Source organism: Actinoplanes sp. NPDC049681, assembly GCF_044465265.1.
GTDB lineage: Bacteria > Actinomycetota > Actinomycetes > Mycobacteriales > Micromonosporaceae > Actinoplanes.
Genome location: NZ_JBITLP010000011.1, coordinates 100,835 through 120,132 on the forward strand (window position 1 = coordinate 100,835; position 19,298 = coordinate 120,132).

The following is a 19,298-nucleotide window of genomic DNA, read 5'->3' on the forward strand; positions in this document are numbered from 1 at the left end:
GGCCGGCGCACCGCACGGCGCTGACCTGCGTAGGCTCAGCGGTGATGGACGCAAGACCCGCACACCCGCCGCCCGGCGGCCACGTCGTGATCGACGGCGCCTCCGACGACGGGTTCACCTCGCTGCGCCGGCCCGCCCGGCCCCGTGCCGAACGGTACGAGCTGGGCCGGTCCCTCCGGGACCGCTCGCCCCGCTCCGACCTCGCCGCCTGGGCCCCTGCGCCCGACCGAGCCGACCCGATCGACCAGCTCGTCGACGCCCACCAGGGACGCCTCGACTGGCTGATCCCCGTGCGGGTGGGCCGGATGCTGGCCTCGCCGTACGCATTCCTGCGCGGCTCGGCGAACATCATGGCCGACGACTTCGCCCGGCTCCCGCACACCGGCATCACGCCGGTGATCTGCGGCGACGCCCACCTCGGCAACTTCGGCTTCTACGCCTCGCCGGAGCGCGAACTGGTCTTCGACCTCAACGACTTCGACGAGGCGCACCCCGGCGCCTGGGAGTGGGACCTGCGCCGCCTGGTCACCAGCGTGTACGTGGCGGGGCGGCAGAACGGCTTCCGCGAGCACGACTGCGGCGACGCCGTACGGCACTGCGTCGAGGAGTACCGGGAACAGATCGCGCACCTCGCCGAGCAGCCGCTGCTGGCCCGGTCGTTCGACACCGTCGACGTCGACGACCTGCGGAAGGCGGCCAGCAAGGCGAGTTTCAAGGAGGAGATCGAGCGCGCCGCGCGCCGCGCCCGCCGCCGGACCAGCGACCGTGCCCTGCCGCGCTTCACCGAGCAGCGGGACGGCACCGTCAAACTGGTGCAGGAGCCGCCGCTGATCACCCGGCCCAGCGACGCCGACTTCGAGTACCTGTCGGCGGCCCTGGACGGCTACCTCAACACGCTGCCGCCGCACTGGGCGCGGATCCTCGCCGGCTACCGGATCGTCGACATCGCGCACAAGGTCGTGGGGGTCGGGTCGGTGGGGCTGCGGGCGTACGTGGCGCTGTGCGAGGGCAGCAGCCCTGACGACGTGGTGTTCCTGCAGCTCAAGCAGGCCCGGCGGTCGGTGGTGGCGAAGCACCAGCACGGAGCCCGGGCCTGGCACCGGCACCAGGGTCAGCGGGTGGTGGAGTACCAGCAGGCGCTCCAGACGGTCAGCGACCCGCTGCTGGGCTGGGCGACGGTCGGCGACGTGCAGTACTACGTCCGGCAGTTCCGCGACATGAAGGGCGCGATCGTGGTCGAGGACATCAATGCGGCGGCGCTCGCCGACTACGCCGGGATCTGCGGCTTCCTGCTGGCGAAGAGCCACGCCCGCACCAGCGGGGCGTCGATGATCGCCGGGTACATCGGGAGCAGCGACAAACTCGACGAGATGCTGTGCAAGTTCGCCCGGGCGTACGCCGACCAGGTCGAGCAGGACCACGACCGCCTCGTCGCGGCCGTACGGGCGGGCGTCCTGCCCGCGGAGAAGCCGTGAGCGGGGTGGTGAGGCTGGACTCCCCCGCGGTCCACGAGTTCTGGCGGGAACGGCACCTCTGCACCCTGACCACGCTGCGGGCCGACGGCTCCCCGCACGTGGTGCCGGTCGGCGCGACGCTCGACGCGGACGCGCGCCTGCTGCGGGTCACCGCGTCGCGGACCTCGGCGAAGGTCCGCCACGTGCTGGCCGGGGCGCAGCGGGTGGCGGTGTGCCAGGTGGACGGTGCCCGATGGTGCACCGTCGAGGGCATGGCCGTGGTCCGCGACGACCCCGAGTCCGTCGCCGAGGCCGTACGCCGGTACGCCGAGCGCTACCGGCAGCCCCGGCCCAATCCCCTGCGGGTGGTGCTCGAGGTGACGATCACGCGGATGCTCGGGTCCGCGGCGCTCACTGGAAGCTGACCAGCTCCGGGACGTCGACGAACTTCAGCAGGTCGGCCGCCCCGTACCGTTTGACGTCCTCGTCGTAGAAGAGCTTGTAACCGAGGTGGAACTGCTTCGGGCGGCGCAGCCGGTCCCAGGTCGCGTTCTTCTCCGACCGGGTGCCGAAGCCGTCGACGTGCTGGACCATCGCCAGGCCCGGCCGCTTCTGGATCTTGCCGATGTCCGGCAGCATGGACGCGCGGAACTGGTGCAGCACGAACAGCTTCTCCGGCAGGTGGTGCCGCTCCACCAGCCCGGCCACGTAGTCGGACACGCGGTTGACCTCGCCGGAGCCGACCCGCCCGATGGTCCGGCCGGGAACCTTGCCCGGCGGCATCCGCCACTCCGGGTCGAGAGCGAGGCCGACGTGCGGCTGCACGAGGAACCGCTCGAGCTGCCGCGCCTGGGGCAGGAAGTCGCCCCGGCCCGGCTGCAGATCCAGGATGACCAGCACCTTGTGGCGCTTCGCCTGGTCGACGTACCGCTGGATGCTCGCCATCGGGATCATCCGGCTGTAGTCGCCGTCCTTGCCGGGACCCGCCTGAGCCACGCTGGCGATCAGCTCGTAGGCCGGCTGGACCTTGCGGCCGCCGGCGAACGGTTTCGCGGCCGCGCGCAGCTTCGGCAGCATCTTGTCGGCGCTCCCCTCGCCCAGCACGCCGAGGGCGGCGTTCCCGGCCGTGCCGTAGTAGGCGACGACCCGGTACGCCGGGAAGATCTTCGTGCCGCCCAGCGGCAGCTCCTGAGGCGTCTCGGGAGCGGGCGGGGAGGCCGGCGCGGACGCGGGGGCCGCCGAGCCGGACGGCGACGGCCGCACCTTCTCCGGAGTCCGGCTGTCGGTGCCGCAGCCCGCGAGGACGGCGACGGTCAGGACGGTGACGGCACGGCGCACCAGCACATCGACTCCCTTGTCCGCGAGGTGTCACCCTACTGCGCACCGTCGGTGACGGCATCGCTCGAATGAGGCCGTACCCGGTCCCGGATGGGTACGGGGGCTCATCCGCGCAGGCAGCCCCGGGCGGCAGGGTCTTCCGCATGACGTCCGCAACGCTCTCCGCCGCCCGGCTCGCCGCCCGCACCCCGGCAGGCAGGGACCGATACGTCGACCTGCTGCGGGTGATCTCACTCGGCGTCGTGATCGCCGGGCACTGGCTCATGGCCGTACCCGAGGACCGCGGTGACCGGATCACCAACGTCCTGGCCGTCGTGCCCGTGCTGCAGCCGCTGACCTGGCTCCTGCAGGTCATGCCGCTGTTCTTCCTGGTCGGCGGCTTCGCGCACGCCACCGCGCTGGCATCGCTCGAACGGCGTGGCGGTGGCTACGCCGACTTCGCCCGGTCGCGGGTCCTGCGTCTGCTGCGCCCGGCCTCGGTGTTCCTCGGCGTGTGGCTCGCGGTCGCGCTCGCCGCCGCGATGGCCGGGCAGGACCACGGGATCGTGCGGGTGGCGCTGCGGACGGTCGTCCAGCCACTGTGGTTCCTCGGCGTCTACCTGGCGCTGATCGCCCTCGCTCCGGTCATGCTGCGGCTGCACCGCAGATTCGGCGGGTGGGTCCCGGTCGCGCTGCTCGCCGCGGCCGCCGTCGTGGACGGACTGCGCTTCCACGGGTACGCCGGCCCGGCCGTCCTCAACCTCCTGCTGGTGTGGGGCGCGGTGCACCAGCTGGGCTACCTGTACGCGGACGGCACCCTCCAGCGGTACGGCGCCCGGCTGGCGGCGGGCGGCCTGACCGGGCTGCTGCTCCTGACGACCGTGGGGCCGTACCCGGTGTCGATGGTCGGCGTGCCGGGTCAGCAGGTCTCCAACATGTCCCCGCCGACCGTGGCGCTGGCAGCCCACGCCCTGTGGCTGGTCGGACTAGCGATGCTGCTGCGCGGCCCGGCCACCCGGTGGCTCGCCCGGGCCCGGGTCTGGCGGGCCGTCGTCGCGGCGAACGGCCTGGCGATGACCGCGTTCCTGTGGCACCTGAGCGCCGCGTTCGTGCTGCTGGCGACGTTCCGTCCGGGCATCGGCGGGGCGGCCGGCACGACGTCGTGGTGGCTGACCCGGCCACTCTGGCTGGCGGCCGCCGCGGCCGTCACGGCGGCGTTCGTGGCGGCGTTCCGGCGCTTCGACTCGCCGCGTCCGGCGACGGTGGTGCCCGGTGCCCGGGTGACGCCCGCAGTGGCCGGGACGATGGCGTGCACGGTGGGGGTGCTCGGCGTCTCCGCCGTGGGATTCGGCGGCCTGCTGGAGGGGCGTACGGCGCTGATGGTCGGCGTTCCCGTGACGGCGCCGGTCGCGCTGGGGCTGATGGTGCTGGGTGCGGCGCTGCTGCTCCGGCCTTCCCGCTCCGGGCGCGAGTAGCGTCAGGGGGGTGAGCGCAGAGGTGGAGCTGCTGGAGGGCGCGCCGGTCGCGCTCGGCGGGCTCCGGGGCATGGAGGTCGTGCGTACCCTGCCGAGCAAGCAGCGGCGGATGGTGGGCGCGTGGTGCTTCCTCGACGCGTACGGGCCGCACGACGTGACCCGGTCGGCGGGCATGCGGGTCGGGCCCCATCCGCACACCGGACTGCAGACCGTCAGCTGGCTCGTCCGGGGCGAGATCCTGCACCGCGACAGCCTGGGCAGCCGGCAGGAGATCCGGCCCGGACAGCTCAACCTGATGACGGCTGGGCGGGGGATCTCCCATTCCGAGGAGACGCCTGCGGTGCACAGTGCGGTGCTTCACGGCGTACAGCTGTGGGTGGCCCTGCCCGGCAGCGACCGGGACGTGGCGCCGGCCTTCACCCACCACGCGGACCTGCCGGTCCTGACCGACGGAGGCCTGACCGCGACGGTCCTCATGGGCGAGCTGGCCGGAGCGGCGTCCCCGGCGCGGTGCTACACGCCGATGGTCGGCGCGGAGATCACCGTGGCCGCGGGCTCGGTCGCACGCCTGCCGCTACGGCCGGAATTCGAGTACGCGGTCCTTCTGCTGAACGGCGCGGCGACCGTGGCGGACGTGCCGGTCGCACCAGGGCCGCTGCTGTATCTGGGTGACGGGCGGTCGTCGCTGTCGCTGACGGCAGGGCCCCCGAGCCGGCTCATGCTGCTGGGCGGGGAGCCGTTCGAGGAGCGGATCGTCATGTGGTGGAACTTCGTCGGCCGCGATCACGAGGAGATCGTGGCGGCCCGGCAGGGGTGGGCGGCCGGCGGACGGTTCGGGGAGGTGCGCGGATACGACGGGCCGTCGATCCCGGCGCCGCCGATGCCGATCAGCCGGCTGGTGCCGCGGGGGCGCGTGCGCTGAGCGCCCGTTCCCGGGTCCGGCGCCTGGTATCGCACAAAGCCGGCTTGACGGTCCTCGCGGCGCGGCGGATCGTCGGAGATGCATCGTTGTCACGCGGGCCCGAGGAGCGTCATGAGCCTGCTCGACGTGGGAAAACTCGTCATCGTCACCCTGACGCCGACCCTGGTGGGCACGGCCGTCATCTGTGCGCCCCGGGTGTGGGCGCGGATCGCCAGGGCGTGGCCCGACCGCGCCGACCGCGAGCCGCGGCCGCTGGGACCGCCGATCGAACAGCTCGCCGCCGACCTGCGCCGCCTGCTGCGCCTGCACGACGAGCTGACGCGCACGGCGCACGCGGCGATGCTCGCGCACCGGGTGTGGGCCGTGGAAGCGGCGATCGGGGTGCGGGCCGTGGAAGCCGCTCGGGCCCTCGACGTGCCGCACCGGACCCCGGCCAAGCCGGGCGATCTGACGCGTGCGGAGTTGGTCGCGCTGCTGCACGGGCTGGCCGAGGCGGGACTGGTGCTGCCGGCGGCGATCCGGCATTTCACTCGGAACGGCCGGCTCTGACCGGTGACCCTGTCGTGTATCCGTCACTTCTTCGAGGGCTCGCCTTTTCCTCCACGGTGCCACCCGGACGGTCATGATCCGCCCCTGTCCCGCGCGGGGTCACGGAAGGTAGCCGTACCGGTGAAGGGCGATTTTCTCCAGCTGCTGAGAAGGCCATTAAGAATGGCTTAAATTCCCACCGTTTCCTACTCGCCGGAAACATTAACCCGCTCAGGGAGCGCCGGGCAGTGTCCGTCACTCTCCGTCAAAATTGACGGACCTTGGGTACGACGCCCCGCGTGAAGTGAACCGCTGGGCGCTCGAGCCCGTACTGTCCGTCGAGGGTTGGAACCCGGCGGGCCGCGGCGCCGGACGGCCCGTGGGCGCAAGGGGCGTCCATGGGTCGGGTGACGCGCCTCCGCGGGCGGTAGCGCGGCGCGCAAATCCGTGGTTAACCTTCCAACTCGACCGCGCGGAAGGTGGTGACGGGGCGCGCGGCAGGGCGTACGTGGCGGCGAGGGGCAGGGGGACGCATGCGGCATCGGGCCGGCTCGGCGCACCCCGCACGACGGCCGGGGGCCGGGGTGACCCGATGAGCTACGAGGACGACGAGTACTGGGACGCCGAGTACGACGACGAGCGGCCCGCCCCGTACGCGGACGCCACGGCCACAGCGCGCGACCCGTACGCGGAGGCAGCCGTTCTCTCGCGCTGGGGCCCGGACACCCGCCGGCCACCGGAACCCCGTAAACCACCGCGGGCGCAATACATCGAAGAAGACGACTTCGACGATTCGCCGCGCATTTCTCGTACGCCGGAAAGAGGCGCACCCCGCTCACCGGAACCGGCCGTCGACGAACTGGCCGAACGCAGGCAGCGCCGCCAGGCCGGCAACCAGCGGCCCCCGAAGCGCGACGAACAGATCAAGCAGGCGTTCGACGGCGAGCGGCCCAGCTGGCTCGACGACCCGGACTTCGAGGCGGCCGACCTCGACCTCGCGCCGGTCTCCCCCGGCGTCGAAGGCTGGCAGATGCGCAGCCTGGACTTCGACGAACTCGAGTACGACGACCGCGACTTCGACGCCTCCGACTGGGAGGCGCAGCGCCGCTACGTGGCGGCCCAGCGCGCCCGCCGCATCGAGACGTCCTCGTTCTGGGACACGGACCAGGAGGAAGAACCGGTCCGCCCCCGCCGCGGCCGCCGCAAGACCACCGAGGCCCCCGTCAGCGGACGCGCCCGGGTCACCCCGCCCGAGGACGACCAGGACCCCTACCAGCCCCCACGCGACGGGCGGCGCCGCGACGGCATCCCGAGCGACGGCCAGCTGCCGGGCCGCGGCGCGGCGGCCCGGTTCGCCGAGACCGAATGGCCGGACAACGTCGAGCGGCGTGACGAGGCGGCACGCCTCGGTGAGACCGAACGGCCGGACGACGTCGAGCGGCGTGGTGCCGGACGGCGCCGGTTCGGGCGCTCCCGTCCCCAGAACCCCGCGGCCCTCCAGCGGAACGCCAACGAGCCCGCCGCCTTCCTCGACCACTCCGCCGCAGATCAGGCCGCCCTGGGACGGGCATCGGTCAGGCCCGCCGACCCGGCCGCGTTCGTGCGCGACGAGGACGCGGCCGCCCGGGGTACGGCGGAGCGTCCGCGTACCGAGATCTGGTCCGACCTGCCCGACCCGCAGGACCCGTACCGCCCGCAGCAGGACGTCCCTGCCGCAGCGCAGCCGGCCGACGGGGAGCAGGAGGCCGACGGCCCCCGGATCATCAGCCGCGCCACTCCCCCGGCCCCGCCGAAGATAATCAGCAAGGCGACCCCGCCGGCGGCTCCGAAGGTCATCAAGAAGGCCGACCCGCCGGCTCAGCCCCGGGTCATCGCGGCTCCGCCGCAGGTCACGCCGCCCCGCGTGGTCTCGCCGGCCCCGACGCTGCCGGCCACCGCACCGTCGGGTACGCCGGTCAGCCCGGCGGCCTACCAGCCCGGCAGCCATCGCGCCGACGTGCCCGTCAGCCCGGCGGGGCAGGGGCGTGCCACCGTCGTTCCTGCCGCCTACGCCGCACCGCCCGGGGTTCCGCCCGCCGGGGTCAGGCCGCCGGACGTCATCGATGGCAATGGGTACGCCGCGCCGGCCGTCATGCCTGGTCAAGGTGGTTTCGCACCTGCGGCTCTCCCGTCGGCGCCGGGGCCGGTCCCGCCGGCAGCGCTCCCGCCGCAGGATGCGCCGGCGGCGGGCTTCGATGCTGCCGGTGCTGCGGTTGCGCCTCCCGCGCCCGGCCGGGCCGTCCCTCCGATGCCGGACCAGGGGAACCCGGCTCCCGGTCAAGCTGCCGGTCCTGCCGCTTTCGAACCGGCTCCCCAGCGGATGCCCGCACCGCCGCCCGTCTCCCCGGGGGCACCCCCGCCCGTACGCCGGCCGGCCGCCGCCGCACCGCCGCGACCTCCCGGGGGCGAACGGCCACCGTTCGAGGCGCCGCGGGCGCCCGCCGCTTTCAGTCCGTGGGCGGATCAGCAGGCCGGCGGCCCGGCCGCCGAGGCACCGGGACTCGAGCGGCAGGCGGAGGACGCGACGACGGCGGAACGGCCGATCGTGGGCGGCCCGCGCACCGCGATGATTCTGTCGACGGGCGAGCCCACCCCGGTACCTCCGTCCGAGCGCCCGCCGTCGCGCATCGCACCGGTCAGCGCCGCCCCCGGCCACGACCGCCCGGTCAGCGGGATGCCCGGCCACGACCGCCCGGTCAGCGCCGCCCCCGGCCAGGACCGGCCGGTCAGCGCCATGCCCGGCCAAGGGCGGCCGGGTGGACCTCTTCCGGATGCTTCCGCTTCGGGGCGGGCGACCGCCGACCCGCGCCTGCTGGGCGCGGCGACGAACGAGCTGCCGACCGTCACGCCGGGTCTCGCGGGACAGTCGGCCGGCGATCCAGCACGCCAAGCGGAGGCAGCACGCCAGGCCCGAGCCGAGGCGATGCGTCGCGCGGAAGCAGCCCGCCAGGCCGAAGCAGCACGCCAAGCCCAGGCAGAAGCGCTGCGCCAGGCGGAAGCGGCACGCCAAGCGGAAGCGCTGCGCCAGGCGGAAGCGGCACGCCAAGCCGAAGCGGCACGCCAAGCCCAAGCAGAAGCGCTGCGCCAGGCGGAAGCGGCACGCCAAGCGGAAGCAGCGCGCCAGGTGGAGGCGGCACGGCAAGCAGAGGCAGCACGGCAAGCAGAGGCAGCACGCCAGGCCGCAGCGGTCCGCCAGGCCGAGGCCGACCGTCAGGCGGAAGCAGCGCGCCAGGCCGAGGCCGACCGCCAGGCAGAAGCGGCCCGGCAGGCCGAAGCAGCACGCCGCGCCCAGGCCGCGCGAGAGGCGGAGGCCCAGGCGGCCCACCTCGCCGAGGTGGCCCGCCAGACCCGGTCGGCCCGCGAGGCGGAAGCCACCCGCCAGGCCGAGGCGGACCGTCAGGCCGAGCGGGAAAGGGACGCCACCGCGGCCCGCCGCGTCGAAGAGGCCCTGCGCCTCGCCGAAGCCACCCGCCGGGCGGAGGCCGACCGCCAGGTGGAAGCGGCCCGCCAGGTGGAAGCCACGAAGGCCCTGCAGGACAACACCCCGGCCCACCCCGTCTCCGCCGAGCCGCCCGTGCACCGCCCCGGCCCGAACCCCGCGGCGAACGCCCAGCCCATCGGGCGGCTGCTCACCTTCGGCCCGGACGGTCCCCGCAAGTACATGGACTCCGACCTCGGCCCGACCTGGTTCGGCCCGAAGTCCACGCCGAACGCCGACGGACAGCCCTCCGCCACGCCCGCTGCAGCCGGCCCTGCGCAGACCGAGCCGGCCCAGACCGAGCCCGCGCAGGCCGACGCCACCAAGGTCGAGCCCACCGAGGGCGAGGCCGAAGGTAAGACCACGCACGCCACCGAGCCGGAGCGCATCCCCGGCGAACCGGCGACCGAGAGCACCGCGGCGGCACAGCCGGAAGCCACCCAGACAGCGCCGACAAGCCCGGACACCGGCTCGCCGGGCGTGTCGATCGACCTCGACATCACGGGCCTCGTGTCCGGCCTCGCCGGAGCAACCACCACCGAGGACGCGACCGCGCAGCCCGCCCGGCAAGCAGAACCCGCCGCCCCACCGGCCAAGGACCGGAAGGACGAGCCGCTTGCCCCCGAGGACCTCGCCGCGATCCGCTGGCGGCTCGACGGGGCCACGCTGAAGGAGGTCGTCGACGATCGCGAGGCCCTCCGCGAGCTCGGCGAGCGGCTCGACAAGCCCCTCACCGACGAGCAGGACAACGTCGTCCGGGCCGGGTTGCTGAGCGTACGGGCGGAGGTCTACCGCCTGCTCGGCGAGCTCGGGATGGCCGCTGCCGCCAGCCGGCTCGCGCTGGCTCATGCCGAGTCCGCCGGGGATGTGCAGGCGACCGTGATCGCTCAGGCCGAGCTGGCGCACGTGCTGCGGCTGCGGGGCGATCATCAGGAGGCGGACCGGTTGTTCGAGCAGGCCGCCAGCGCCGATGCTCCGGATGCGTTGCGCAGCGTCGTGCATGAGAACGCCGGGCGGAGCGCGTTCGACCAGGGGCGGCACATGGAGGCGCTCGATCATTTCGCGCGGGCCGTGCGGTTGGGGGCGCCCGACGATCAGGAGTTGGTGCAGCGGATCGACGTGGCGCTGGAGGCCGTCTACATCCATGTGTTGCGGGACGGGTGGGGGCCTTATCCGCGGCTGCGCCGAGAGATTCTCGGGGTGGTCAGCGGCGGGGATCCGGCAGAAGGTTCCTGATTTCGCCGTACGCGGTCCGCGGCCACCGAGATGCGGCCCGGCCGGAGGCCTTGGCGTCGTAGAGCGCGGCGTCGGAGGCCGCGACCAGGTCCTCGGCCGTGGCGGCGTCGCCGGGCAGCGCGGCCACGCCGATACTGAGGCTGAGCGGTCCGCCGCGCATGTCCGTGGTCGCCGCGACGGCGCGGGCCAGCGCCTCCGCGACCACGGCGGCCGGCGTGCCGCCCATGCGCAGGAGCATGACGAACTCGTCGCCGCCGAGGCGGGCCGCGATGCCGCTGTCGCCGGTGACCGTACGCATGGCCGTCGCCACCGCTTGCAGGGCGCGGTCGCCTTCGAGGTGCCCGTACGTGTCGTTGATGGTCTTGAAATGGTCGAGGTCGACGGTGACCAGGGCGAGGCTTCGGCCGGCGGAGCGGGCCGCAGCGACCTCGTGGCGCAGCGCCTCGGTGAAGCTCCGCCGGTTCGCCAGGCCGGTGAGGGCGTCGGCGTTGGCCTGCTGCTCGAGGACCGTGCGCAGCCTGTCGGCACGGGCGCGGAGGCTGCCCACCACGACCGCTGTCATGGTGGCGGCGAGGACCATCGCGAACCAGTCGGCGACCGCCCCGCCGGGTCGGAGGAGCGTGAAGACGGTCGCCGCGTTGCCGCCGAAGATCAGGACGAGGTTGAGGTGGATGAGGCGGCGGCCGAGGAAGTTGGCGGCGTACAGGACCGGCCAGAGGTAGAACAGCTGCGATCCGGTGCTGGGGTCGCGGGTGGCCAGGTTGAGCACGGTGATCAGCAGCGTGGCCAGGGCCGGCGCGATCAGCCAGAAGGCGCGGGGCATGGCCTGGGGCCGGCGCCAGCTCACCGCGCCGATGCCGGTCACGAGGATGGTGGCCAGGACCACGCCGGTGATGACGGACCGGGAGACGCCCGGGGTCAGGAGGCCGGTGATGAACAGGTACGGGGCTCCGGCGAGGGCCAGGTAGGCGACCGCGCGGGACGCCCCGTGCCGGTCGCGCAGCTCGTAGCCGGGGCGATCCGTCCTGAACGACACGCCCCCAGATCGGCCGCCCCGCCCGGTACTTGAGAGTTCAAGCCTCCTCGCGGTGCGCCAGAGTGGCGCCGAGGCTCGCGACGCTGACCAGGATCAGGGCCGTGACCTCGCGGACGCCCAGATGCTGGTGCAGCACGACCAGGCCGGCGAGCGCGGCGGCCGCCGGTTCGAGGCTCATGAGGATGCCGAAGACCCGGGTCGGCATGCGGCGCAGGGCGTTGATCTCCAGCCCGTAGGAGAGGACCGAGGAGAGCAGCGCGACCGTGGCGGCACCGATCAGCAGATGTGGGCGGTTCAGGACCTCGGCGGCGCCCGGTGCGCCGAACGGCAGGACGATCAGCGCCGCCACGGCGAGCGCGACGGCCAGTCCGCCCGTACCCGGGACGAGGGTGCCCAGGTGGGCACTGGCCAGGATGTAGGCCGCCCAGCAGAGCCCGGCCGCGAAGGCCAGGAGCAGCCCGAGCGGCGGCGCGGCGACCCCGGCGCCGAGCCCGAGCAGCGCGACGCCCCCGCCGGCAAGCAGCGCCCAGAGCAGGTCGGCCACGCGCCGGGTCTGCGCGAGCGTGAGCAGCAGCGGGCCGAGGAACTCGACCGTGACGCCGACGCCGAGCGGCACCGTGCGCAGGGCCAGGTAGAAGAGCAGGTTCATCCCGGCCATCGCGAGCCCCAGGAGGGCGGCGGCCCGCCAGGCGCCGGCGCTCCACGTCCGGACCTTCGGCCGGAACGCCACGCCCAGGACCAGCGCGGCGACGGCCAGCCGGAGCAGGGTCACGCCCGCCGCGCCGAGATCGTCGAAGAGGGTACGGGCGACCGCGCTGCCGACCTGCACCGACGCGATGGCGGTCAGCACGAGCAGCGGTGCCGGCACGGCCCGGCGCTGCCGCCGCCCGACGGCGGTCATTCGGTGCGCAGCGCGACGACCGGGTCGAGCCGCCCGGCGCGCTGGGCGGGTACGACGCCGAACACGATGCCGACGGCCGCCGAGACGCCGAACGCCAGGGCGAGCGACCACCAGGTGATCGCCGCGGGCACCGGCGACAGGCGGTCGACGAGCAGGGCCGCGCCGATGCCGAGCGCCATGCCGAGGACGCCTCCGATGGTGGTGATCAGGACGGCCTCCAGCAGGAACTGCAGGCCGATGTCGCGGGGGCGGGCGCCGACCGCCTTGCGCAGGCCGATCTCCCGGGTCCGTTCGCGGACCGAGACCAGCATGATGTTGGAGACGCCGACGCCGCCGACGAGCAGGCTGATCCCCGCGATAGCGGCCAGGACGCCGGTGAGCACGCCGAGGATGTCGCCGAGCACGCCGAGGATCTGCTCCTGGGTGACGGCGCTGAAATCGGTGTCGGGGTGCCGCTCGCTCAGCGTCGCTACGACGCGGGCGCCCAGGTCGTCGATCCGCTCGCGGTCGGGTGCCCGGATGGCGAGACCGTCGATGCGGTCGGTGCCGAGCAGCCGCTGGGCGGCGGTGACGGGTACGTGCACCTCGCCGTCACGGTCCACGCCGAGGCTCTGCCCGAGGCGCTCGAACACGCCGATGACCCGGAACCGGACGCCGCCGATGGTGATCTGGCGGCCCACCGGGTCCCGGTCGCCGAACAGCTGGGTGGCAACGCCGGCGCCGAGCACGGCCACGCGGCGGGCGGTGTTGACGTCGGAACGGGTCAGGTAGGTGCCGCGCTCGAGGTGGCGGACGAAGACGGTCGGGGTGGTCTCGAGGACGCCCTGCATGCTCGCGAAGGTGGAGCGGCTGCCCGCCCGTACCGTTTCTCCCGAGGCGATGGTGACCGCCACCCGGGACCGGTCCCCCACGACCCGGCCCACCGGGTCGAGATCGTCGAGCGACAGGGTGGAGACCGACGGCGCGGAGCCGGCCTCGAGCCGGCCGGGTACGACGATGAGCAGGTTGGAGCCGAGCCCCTCGACCTGCTGCTCGATCTGCTGCTTGGTGCCGGTGCCGATGGCCACCAGCGCGACCACCGCGGCGACGCCGATGACCACGCCCAGCATGGTGAGAACGCTGCGCAGCCGGTTGGCGCGCAGCGCGTCGAGGGCGACCCGCCACGCCTCGGCGAGCCTCACGACGGGCCGCCGACGATCGGCCGGCCACCCACGGCCGACGGGCCGTCGACGATGAGGCCGTCGCGCATGACGATCTGCCGGTGGGCGCGGGCGGCGACCTCGCGGTCGTGGGTGACCAGGACCACCGCGACGCCGTCGGCGTTGAGCGATTCGAGCAGCGCGAGGACCGACTCCCCGGTGGTGGAGTCGAGGTTGCCGGTCGGCTCGTCGGCCAGCAGCACCGAGGGGGCGGTGACCAGGGCCCGGGCGATGGCGACCCGCTGCTGCTCGCCGCCGGACATCTGGTTGGGGCGGTGGTCGATCCGGTGCGCCAGGCCGACCCGGGCCAGCATCTCGGCGGCGCGGGCCCGGCGTTCCCGGCGGCCGACGCCGCGGTAGACCAGCGGCAGCGCGACGTTGTCCCGGGCGGTCGTGCGGGGCAGCAGGTGGAAGGACTGGAACACGAAGCCGATGACCTCGTTGCGCAGGCGGGCCATCTCGGGCGGCGAGAGTGTGGTGACGTCGCGGCCACCGATGACGAGCGTGCCGCCGGTGGGCCGGTCGAGGCCGCCGAGGAGGTGCATGAGCGTCGACTTGCCCGATCCGGAGGTGCCGACGATGGCGAGGTAGTCGCCGTCCGCCACGGTCAGGGACACCCCGCGCAGGGCCGGTACGGAGACACCGTCCAGCTCATAGGTGCGGGTGACGCCGGTGGCGACGATGGCGGGGCCGCTCACGGCAGGTCTTGCCCCGCGCTGACCTGGTCGGCCCCGGCCACCACGATCCGCTGGCCGGCGGCGAGGCCGGAGACCACCTGGACCACGTCCTCGCCCTGCACGCCGAGGGTGACCGGGGTCCGCTCGGCCTTGCCGCCGCGTACGGCCCAGACGACGTCACGCCCGTCGCTGGACACCACGGCGCCCGCGGGCACGGTGACGGCGTCGGTGGCCTGCCGTACCCGGAGGCGGACGATGGCGCTCATCCCGGGCCGGGGGGTGGGTGCCGCGGTGCCGTCGGCGTACGTGCCCTTGCCGAGCGACATACGCACCCGGTACGAGACGCCGCCGCGGGCCGACGTGGTGGGGAGCAGGTCGACGGCGCGGACCTTCGCCTCGTACGTGGCGCCGGTCGCGGCGTCGAGCTCCACGGTCCCCGTACCGCCGGCCTTGACGAGCAGCACGTCGGTCTCGTCGACCTCGGCCGCGATGCCCAGCCCGCCGGTGTCGACGACGGTGAGGATCGGTGTGCCCGTGCCGACCGCGGCGCCCTCCGGGACGGCGGCGTCCACGCCGGGCAGCGGTGCCTGCGCGGCGGCAGGGGCGGCCGCGGCGGCGGCCGGATCGGCATTGGCGAGCAGGTCCGTCAGCGAGGGGCTGCCCGCGGCGGCGGTGCCACCGAGCTGGACGACCCCGGAGACGGGTGCCCGCAGGGTGAGGGCGTCGACGGCGGCGTCGGCCAGGTCGTACGCCTGTTTCGCCTGCACCCGCTGCGCGGCGGAGAGCGCGTCGACGGCGTCGGCCACGCTCGCCACCCCGCGTTCGAGCGAGCGTACGGCGGCACCGGCAGCCGCCGAGACGGCCGCGTACTGCTCCCGGGCGGCGGCGAGCTGGGCGAGCAGGGCCTTGCGGAGGGCCTCGTCCGTGATCTTCGAGGCCGCCTCCCGCGCCTCGTCGAACGCCTTGTCCGCGTTCTCGTCGGTCCGCAGGCGGGCCGCCGTGAAGCCGGCCGTGCCACCCCCGGCCGGTACGCCGCCGGCCGAAGCCGCGCCGAGCGCCTCGGCGGCGGCGTCGAGGCGCTTCTCGGCCGCCGGGGAGTCGACGACGGCGACGACCTGGCCCTTGCGCACCCGGTCGCCGGCCTCGACGCGCAGTTCCGCGAGGGTGCCGTCGGCCGGGGAGGTCACCGTGCCGGCCGCCCGGGCGGTCACCGCGCCGGAGGCCTCCACCACCTCGTCGACGGTGCCGCGGCCGGCCGCGCCGACGGTGACCCCGGACGGCTTGTCGCCGCAGGAGGCGGCGGTCAGCGGCGGCAGCAGGACGCAGGCGAGCAGGAGCACGGCGGCGCGACGGGGGGATCGGGGCACGCACGCCACTCTATGTCGCGCTCCGTACGCCGCGGCCGGACCGAACGGTGGGCCTGCGCCGACCCGGGCGGCCCACGCGCCGCCGCCCGAACGGCCGGTATGAACGATTTCGGACCAGCCGGACAGATACCGGAGTCGTGTCAGGTATCCGCTCGGCGGGTGGCGGGAGGGCGACTGCCCCACTCACCATGGCGTGGAAGCGTAAAAGAGCGGTGCGCAGCCGGCGTACCGCACACGATGACAATCGGCCGCCCCTGAACCGCGCGCCCCTCCGCGCCCGTAATCCCCTGCACGGTGCCCTATTGCGTACGCGAAGGAACGTGTGACATGTCGCTCCATGGATTTCCCAGCGCCGCGATGCTGCGCGCCGACGAGCTGACCGTCGTGCACCACGACGACACGGTGAGCCGGTTCACCGACGTCACCTACACGCTGAGCCGCGAGGGCCTGCGGGTGCTGACCGCCGCCGGGGACGAGAAGGCTTTCCCGGGCCACGACGTGCTGACCACCCACGCCCGCCTGACCCACCGAGCGGCCGCGTAGCGGCCGGTAAGACACGGACGGCCCGCCGGCATGCTGCCGGCGGGCCGTCGTCGTGCGGGGCCGAGGATCAGGTGCCGGGACGGCGCCCGAACACCTTGACCTTGCTGCCGATCTTGCCGATGCCGTAGTACGCCTTGGCGTCCGACGGCAGCAGGTTGACGCAGCCGTGCGAGCCGCGCCACGCGTCGTGCAGGTACGTGGTCGTCTGGTGGAAACCCCGTCCGCCGACGAAGCGCTGCCAGTACGGCAGCCACACGTGGTACGGGTCCGACCATTCCTTCTTGGTGCGCTTGTTGATCGAGAACGTGCCGGCCGGCGTCCGGTACCCCTTCATGCCGGTCCGGGTGACCGTCGGCTTGCGGTACACCTTGCCGTTCTTCATCACCCACGTCGTCTGGTGGGTGAGGTCCACGCAGAACGTGGTGCCGCTCCGGCCCGCCCGGCACGCCGACGTCTTGGTCTCGGCGAGCCGCTTGGCCACGCCGTACGTCGTCGGGCCGGCGAGTCCGGCGACCGGCTGGATGCCGTACCGGCTCTGGAACTTCTTGATCGCCTTGCAGTCGGCGGCGGACTGGCGGCCGTCGACCGTGACCGCGCCGAATCCGCCGAGCTTCTTGAGGTAGCCCTCGACCTGCTTCTGATACCGGCCCGTCGAGCACGAGGCCGCGGCGGCCCTCGTGACGACGGCGGTGGCCGGTGCCGCGGCGACGGCCCGCGGGGCGGCCGCGGCCGCACCCGGGACCAGCGCGACGGCGCCCAGCCCACCGCCGACCGCCGTCGCCACCACGGCGGCGGCGAGGCGCGCGGAAACCCGCTGCACTCCCAAAACGTCCTCCCCAGGAAACGTGAGAGGCATATGGAAGCACACCGGCGGCCCGCGAAGGAGCCGCCGGACGATGGTGGCACGGAACCGGTAGACCGCCGACCGGAGGCGCCGGCTCAGAGGGGCGTGGCGAAGTCCTGCACCCAGTACGGCGTCCGGTCCGCGGAGAACGCCAGGCCCAGCCCGACCTGGTGCAGGCGGCAGTCCATGATGTTCTCGCGGTGCTCCGGGCTGTGCATCCAGCCGTCCACGACCTCGTAGACGCTGTCCTGGCCGCGGGCGATGTTCTCGCCGTAGCGCGACCACTCGTAGCCGGCCGCGCGTACCCGCTCGCCGGCCCGGTCGCCGTGGAAGTCCTCGTGGGCGAAGTAGCCGTGCTGGGCCATGTCCGCGGCGTGCCGGTTGGCGGCGACGATCAGCCGCCGGTCGGGGGTCAGGTCGTCGCAGCCGCCGCGCCGCCGGTGCTCGTTGACCAGGCGCAGCGCCTCCTGCTGGACGTCACCGCGCGGGTCGGCGGAGAGCGCCTGGGCGGCCGTGACGTCGCGGTGCGCGGCCGCCGTGGAGTCCTTCGGGGGCTCGGCGTCCCGGTCCGGCGTGGGGTCGGTGGCCGGCGCGGTTCCGTCGTGGTCGTCCTGAGCGGGCCCGGGCGGCTCGGCGGCCGGCGAACCCCCGTGCCGCGCGGGCTGATCGCCGGTCGTTCCGGGCGCATCCGGTACGCCGGTGACGGCCGGTGCGTCCGCCACGGGTACACCGGTGTCCGCGGGAGTGACGGGTACGCCGGAGTCCGCGGGCAGCTGGGGCACCGCCGGCATGCCGGGCAGGTCGGGCACCACCATCGCCGGCGGTGGTGGCGCGTCCGCGGTCGTCTCCGCCCCCGCGGTGGTCGCGACCATGACCCCGCCCACCAGGACCGCCGACACCGCAACCGTCACCACGACAGCAGGCTTGCGCACCCTTGCCCTCTTCTCCCGATCGTGACGCCGCGCCCCGTGCACGCCGCCCTCGTGGGGAACCAACGCCGCGATGATCGACCTGGTGACTCGCGGCCCTCGCGGCGCAACATCCGCCCGAAGCCGGTAATAGCGGCTCTGAGCTGGGCATTCGTCCGTACGAAAGGGACCCTCCACGTCGCACAGTCGCACCCGTGAATGCGACACTTCATTCCTTCGGGGTAACCCGGGCGGGCGTAGTTGCCGACCGGGCGACCGGTCCCCCGCCTCCGTCGGCCTGGCTACCGTTTCGCGGTGCGCAACCGCTACCTGGACCTCCTCCGGGCCGCCGCGATCGTCCGTGTCGTCGTCTACCACCTGTTCGGCTGGCCCTGGCTCGCCCTCCTGCTCCCCGCGATGGGCATCATGTTCGCCCTCGCCGGATCGCTGACCGCGGCGTCGCTGGACCGTCGGGCGGCCGGGAAGGTCATCGTCTCCCGGCTGCGCCGACTGCTGCCCCCGCTGTGGCTGCTCGGCATCATCGTGGTGCCGGCGATGATCTATGCCGGCTGGGCCGCGCAGGACGGCGGCGACAAGCCCTGGAGCTGGAAGCTCGCGCTGTGGGTCCTGCCGCTCGGCGACCCGCCGGGCAGCTCGAAGGGCATCGACGCGTGGGAACCGCTCTGGTACATCCGGGCGTACCTGTGGTTCGTCCTGCTGTCCCCGCTGCTGTACCTGGCCTACAAGAAGATTTCCTGGGCCGCGGTGGCCGCGCCGATCGCGCTCCTCGCGGTGCTGGACAGGACCGGCCTCGCCCTGCCGTTCGGCCGCGCGGACGCGGCGATGTGGGACTTCGCCACGTACGGCGCGTGCTGGATCGCCGGATTCGCCCACCACGACGGGCGCCTGCACCGGCTCCGCCCGGGCCTGGTGGCCGCCGCGGCCGCGGTGCTCGGCGTCGCCGCCCTCTACTGGCTGCACGGGCACGCGGGCGAGGAGGGCTACGACCTCAACGACGTGCCGGAGGCCCAGGCGCTGTGGTCGCTGGCCTTCGTGCTGGTGGCGCTGCACTGGCGGCCGGACATGACGTGGCTGTCGTACGCCCGCCCGCTGGATCGCGCGGTCACCCTGCTCAACGCGCGGGCGGTCACGGTCTACCTGTGGCACAACATCGCCATCGCGGCGATCTGGCCGGTGCTGACCGTGCTGGCCCTGGACGATCTCGGGTCGCTCGAGGGGCCGGTGTCGCTGGGCGCGACGCTGGCGCTGACCGGGGTGGCCGTGCTGGCGTTCGGCTGGGTCGAGGATCTCGCGGCACGCCGACGGCCGCGGTTGTGGCCGGCGTCGGCGTCACCGGACCCCGCGCGGCACGGC

General features: G+C 74.1%; 16 protein-coding genes. 8 read left to right on the forward strand and 8 right to left on the reverse strand.

The window, feature by feature from the left end; genetic code table 11:
• The first annotated feature begins 44 nt into the window (after positions 1 to 44).
• Both ACIBO8_RS34625 and ACIBO8_RS34630 read left to right on the forward strand, forming a co-directional pair.
• Positions 45 to 1,475, forward strand: coding sequence for a DUF2252 domain-containing protein (locus ACIBO8_RS34625; RefSeq protein WP_396119689.1), 1,431 nt, complete (start codon positions 45 to 47; stop codon positions 1,473 to 1,475).
• Positions 1,472 to 1,879: a pyridoxamine 5'-phosphate oxidase family protein gene (locus ACIBO8_RS34630; RefSeq protein ID WP_396119690.1), complete on the forward strand. Its 408-nt coding sequence runs from the start codon at positions 1,472 to 1,474 to the stop codon at positions 1,877 to 1,879. The genes ACIBO8_RS34625 and ACIBO8_RS34630 overlap by 4 nt, the downstream gene beginning before the upstream one ends.
• Here ACIBO8_RS34630 and ACIBO8_RS34635 read toward each other — a convergent pair.
• Positions 1,866 to 2,798 (reverse strand): hypothetical protein, encoded by a 933-nt coding sequence (locus ACIBO8_RS34635; RefSeq protein WP_396119691.1) that lies wholly within the window; start codon positions 2,796 to 2,798, stop codon positions 1,866 to 1,868. The genes ACIBO8_RS34630 and ACIBO8_RS34635 overlap by 14 nt on opposite strands.
• Before the next feature lie 137 nt (positions 2,799 to 2,935).
• Between ACIBO8_RS34635 and ACIBO8_RS34640 the strand changes: the two genes are divergently transcribed.
• The 4 genes from ACIBO8_RS34640 to ACIBO8_RS34655 all read left to right on the forward strand — a co-directional run bounded on the left by ACIBO8_RS34640 (position 2,936) and on the right by ACIBO8_RS34655 (position 10,449).
• Positions 2,936 to 4,246 carry an acyltransferase gene (locus tag ACIBO8_RS34640; RefSeq protein WP_396119692.1) on the forward strand — a complete coding sequence of 437 codons (1,311 nt, stop codon included), beginning with the start codon at positions 2,936 to 2,938 and terminating at the stop codon, positions 4,244 to 4,246.
• Positions 4,247 to 4,256: 10 nt separating this feature from the next.
• Entirely contained in the window at positions 4,257 to 5,168 is a 912-nt protein-coding gene (locus ACIBO8_RS34645; protein ID WP_396119693.1) for a pirin family protein, read from the forward strand.
• A 111-nt stretch (positions 5,169 to 5,279) separates the two neighbouring features.
• Positions 5,280 to 5,717 carry a hypothetical protein gene (locus tag ACIBO8_RS34650; protein ID WP_396119696.1) on the forward strand — a complete coding sequence of 146 codons (438 nt, stop codon included), beginning with the start codon at positions 5,280 to 5,282 and terminating at the stop codon, positions 5,715 to 5,717.
• A 571-nt stretch (positions 5,718 to 6,288) separates the two neighbouring features.
• Positions 6,289 to 10,449: a hypothetical protein gene (locus ACIBO8_RS34655; protein ID WP_396119697.1), complete on the forward strand. Its 4,161-nt coding sequence runs from the start codon at positions 6,289 to 6,291 to the stop codon at positions 10,447 to 10,449.
• Here the strand turns inward: ACIBO8_RS34655 and ACIBO8_RS34660 are convergent.
• The 5 genes from ACIBO8_RS34660 to ACIBO8_RS34680 are packed head-to-tail and all read right to left on the reverse strand — an operon-like array spanning position 10,418 to position 15,629.
• Positions 10,418 to 11,485, reverse strand: a complete 1,068-nt coding sequence (locus ACIBO8_RS34660) for a diguanylate cyclase domain-containing protein (RefSeq protein ID WP_396119698.1) — start codon at positions 11,483 to 11,485, stop codon at positions 10,418 to 10,420. The genes ACIBO8_RS34655 and ACIBO8_RS34660 overlap by 32 nt on opposite strands.
• A 37-nt stretch (positions 11,486 to 11,522) precedes the next feature.
• On the reverse strand, positions 11,523 to 12,386 hold the full coding sequence (locus ACIBO8_RS34665) for an EamA family transporter (protein ID WP_396119699.1): 864 nt from the start codon (positions 12,384 to 12,386) through the stop codon (positions 11,523 to 11,525).
• Complete coding sequence (locus tag ACIBO8_RS34670; protein ID WP_396119701.1) at positions 12,383 to 13,567, reverse strand: ABC transporter permease; 1,185 nt, start codon at positions 13,565 to 13,567, stop codon at positions 12,383 to 12,385. The genes ACIBO8_RS34665 and ACIBO8_RS34670 overlap by 4 nt, the downstream gene beginning before the upstream one ends.
• A complete protein-coding gene (locus ACIBO8_RS34675; RefSeq protein ID WP_396119702.1) occupies positions 13,564 to 14,283 on the reverse strand; it encodes an ABC transporter ATP-binding protein in 720 nt (239 codons plus the stop codon). The genes ACIBO8_RS34670 and ACIBO8_RS34675 overlap by 4 nt, the downstream gene beginning before the upstream one ends.
• A complete protein-coding gene (locus ACIBO8_RS34680; protein WP_396119704.1) occupies positions 14,280 to 15,629 on the reverse strand; it encodes an efflux RND transporter periplasmic adaptor subunit in 1,350 nt (449 codons plus the stop codon). Before ACIBO8_RS34680 ends, ACIBO8_RS34675 begins: the two co-directional genes overlap by 4 nt.
• Positions 15,630 to 15,956: 327 nt before the next feature.
• On the opposite strand from ACIBO8_RS34680, the gene ACIBO8_RS34685 reads away from it, so the two are divergent.
• Entirely contained in the window at positions 15,957 to 16,172 is a 216-nt protein-coding gene (locus tag ACIBO8_RS34685) for a hypothetical protein (RefSeq protein ID WP_396119705.1), read from the forward strand.
• Between the two features lie 67 nt (positions 16,173 to 16,239).
• Here ACIBO8_RS34685 and ACIBO8_RS34690 read toward each other — a convergent pair whose 3' ends face one another.
• Together ACIBO8_RS34690 and ACIBO8_RS34695 are read right to left on the reverse strand one after the other, a co-directional pair.
• On the reverse strand, positions 16,240 to 16,992 hold the full coding sequence (locus ACIBO8_RS34690; protein WP_396119706.1) for a L,D-transpeptidase family protein: 753 nt from the start codon (positions 16,990 to 16,992) through the stop codon (positions 16,240 to 16,242).
• A 119-nt stretch (positions 16,993 to 17,111) separates the two neighbouring features.
• Positions 17,112 to 17,948, reverse strand: a complete 837-nt coding sequence (locus ACIBO8_RS34695; protein WP_396119707.1) for a CAP domain-containing protein — start codon at positions 17,946 to 17,948, stop codon at positions 17,112 to 17,114.
• Between the two features lie 291 nt (positions 17,949 to 18,239).
• Between ACIBO8_RS34695 and ACIBO8_RS34700 the strand changes: the two genes are divergently transcribed.
• On the forward strand, positions 18,240 to 19,298 hold a 1,059-nt coding region (locus ACIBO8_RS34700), incomplete at its 3' end, for an acyltransferase (protein ID WP_396119708.1).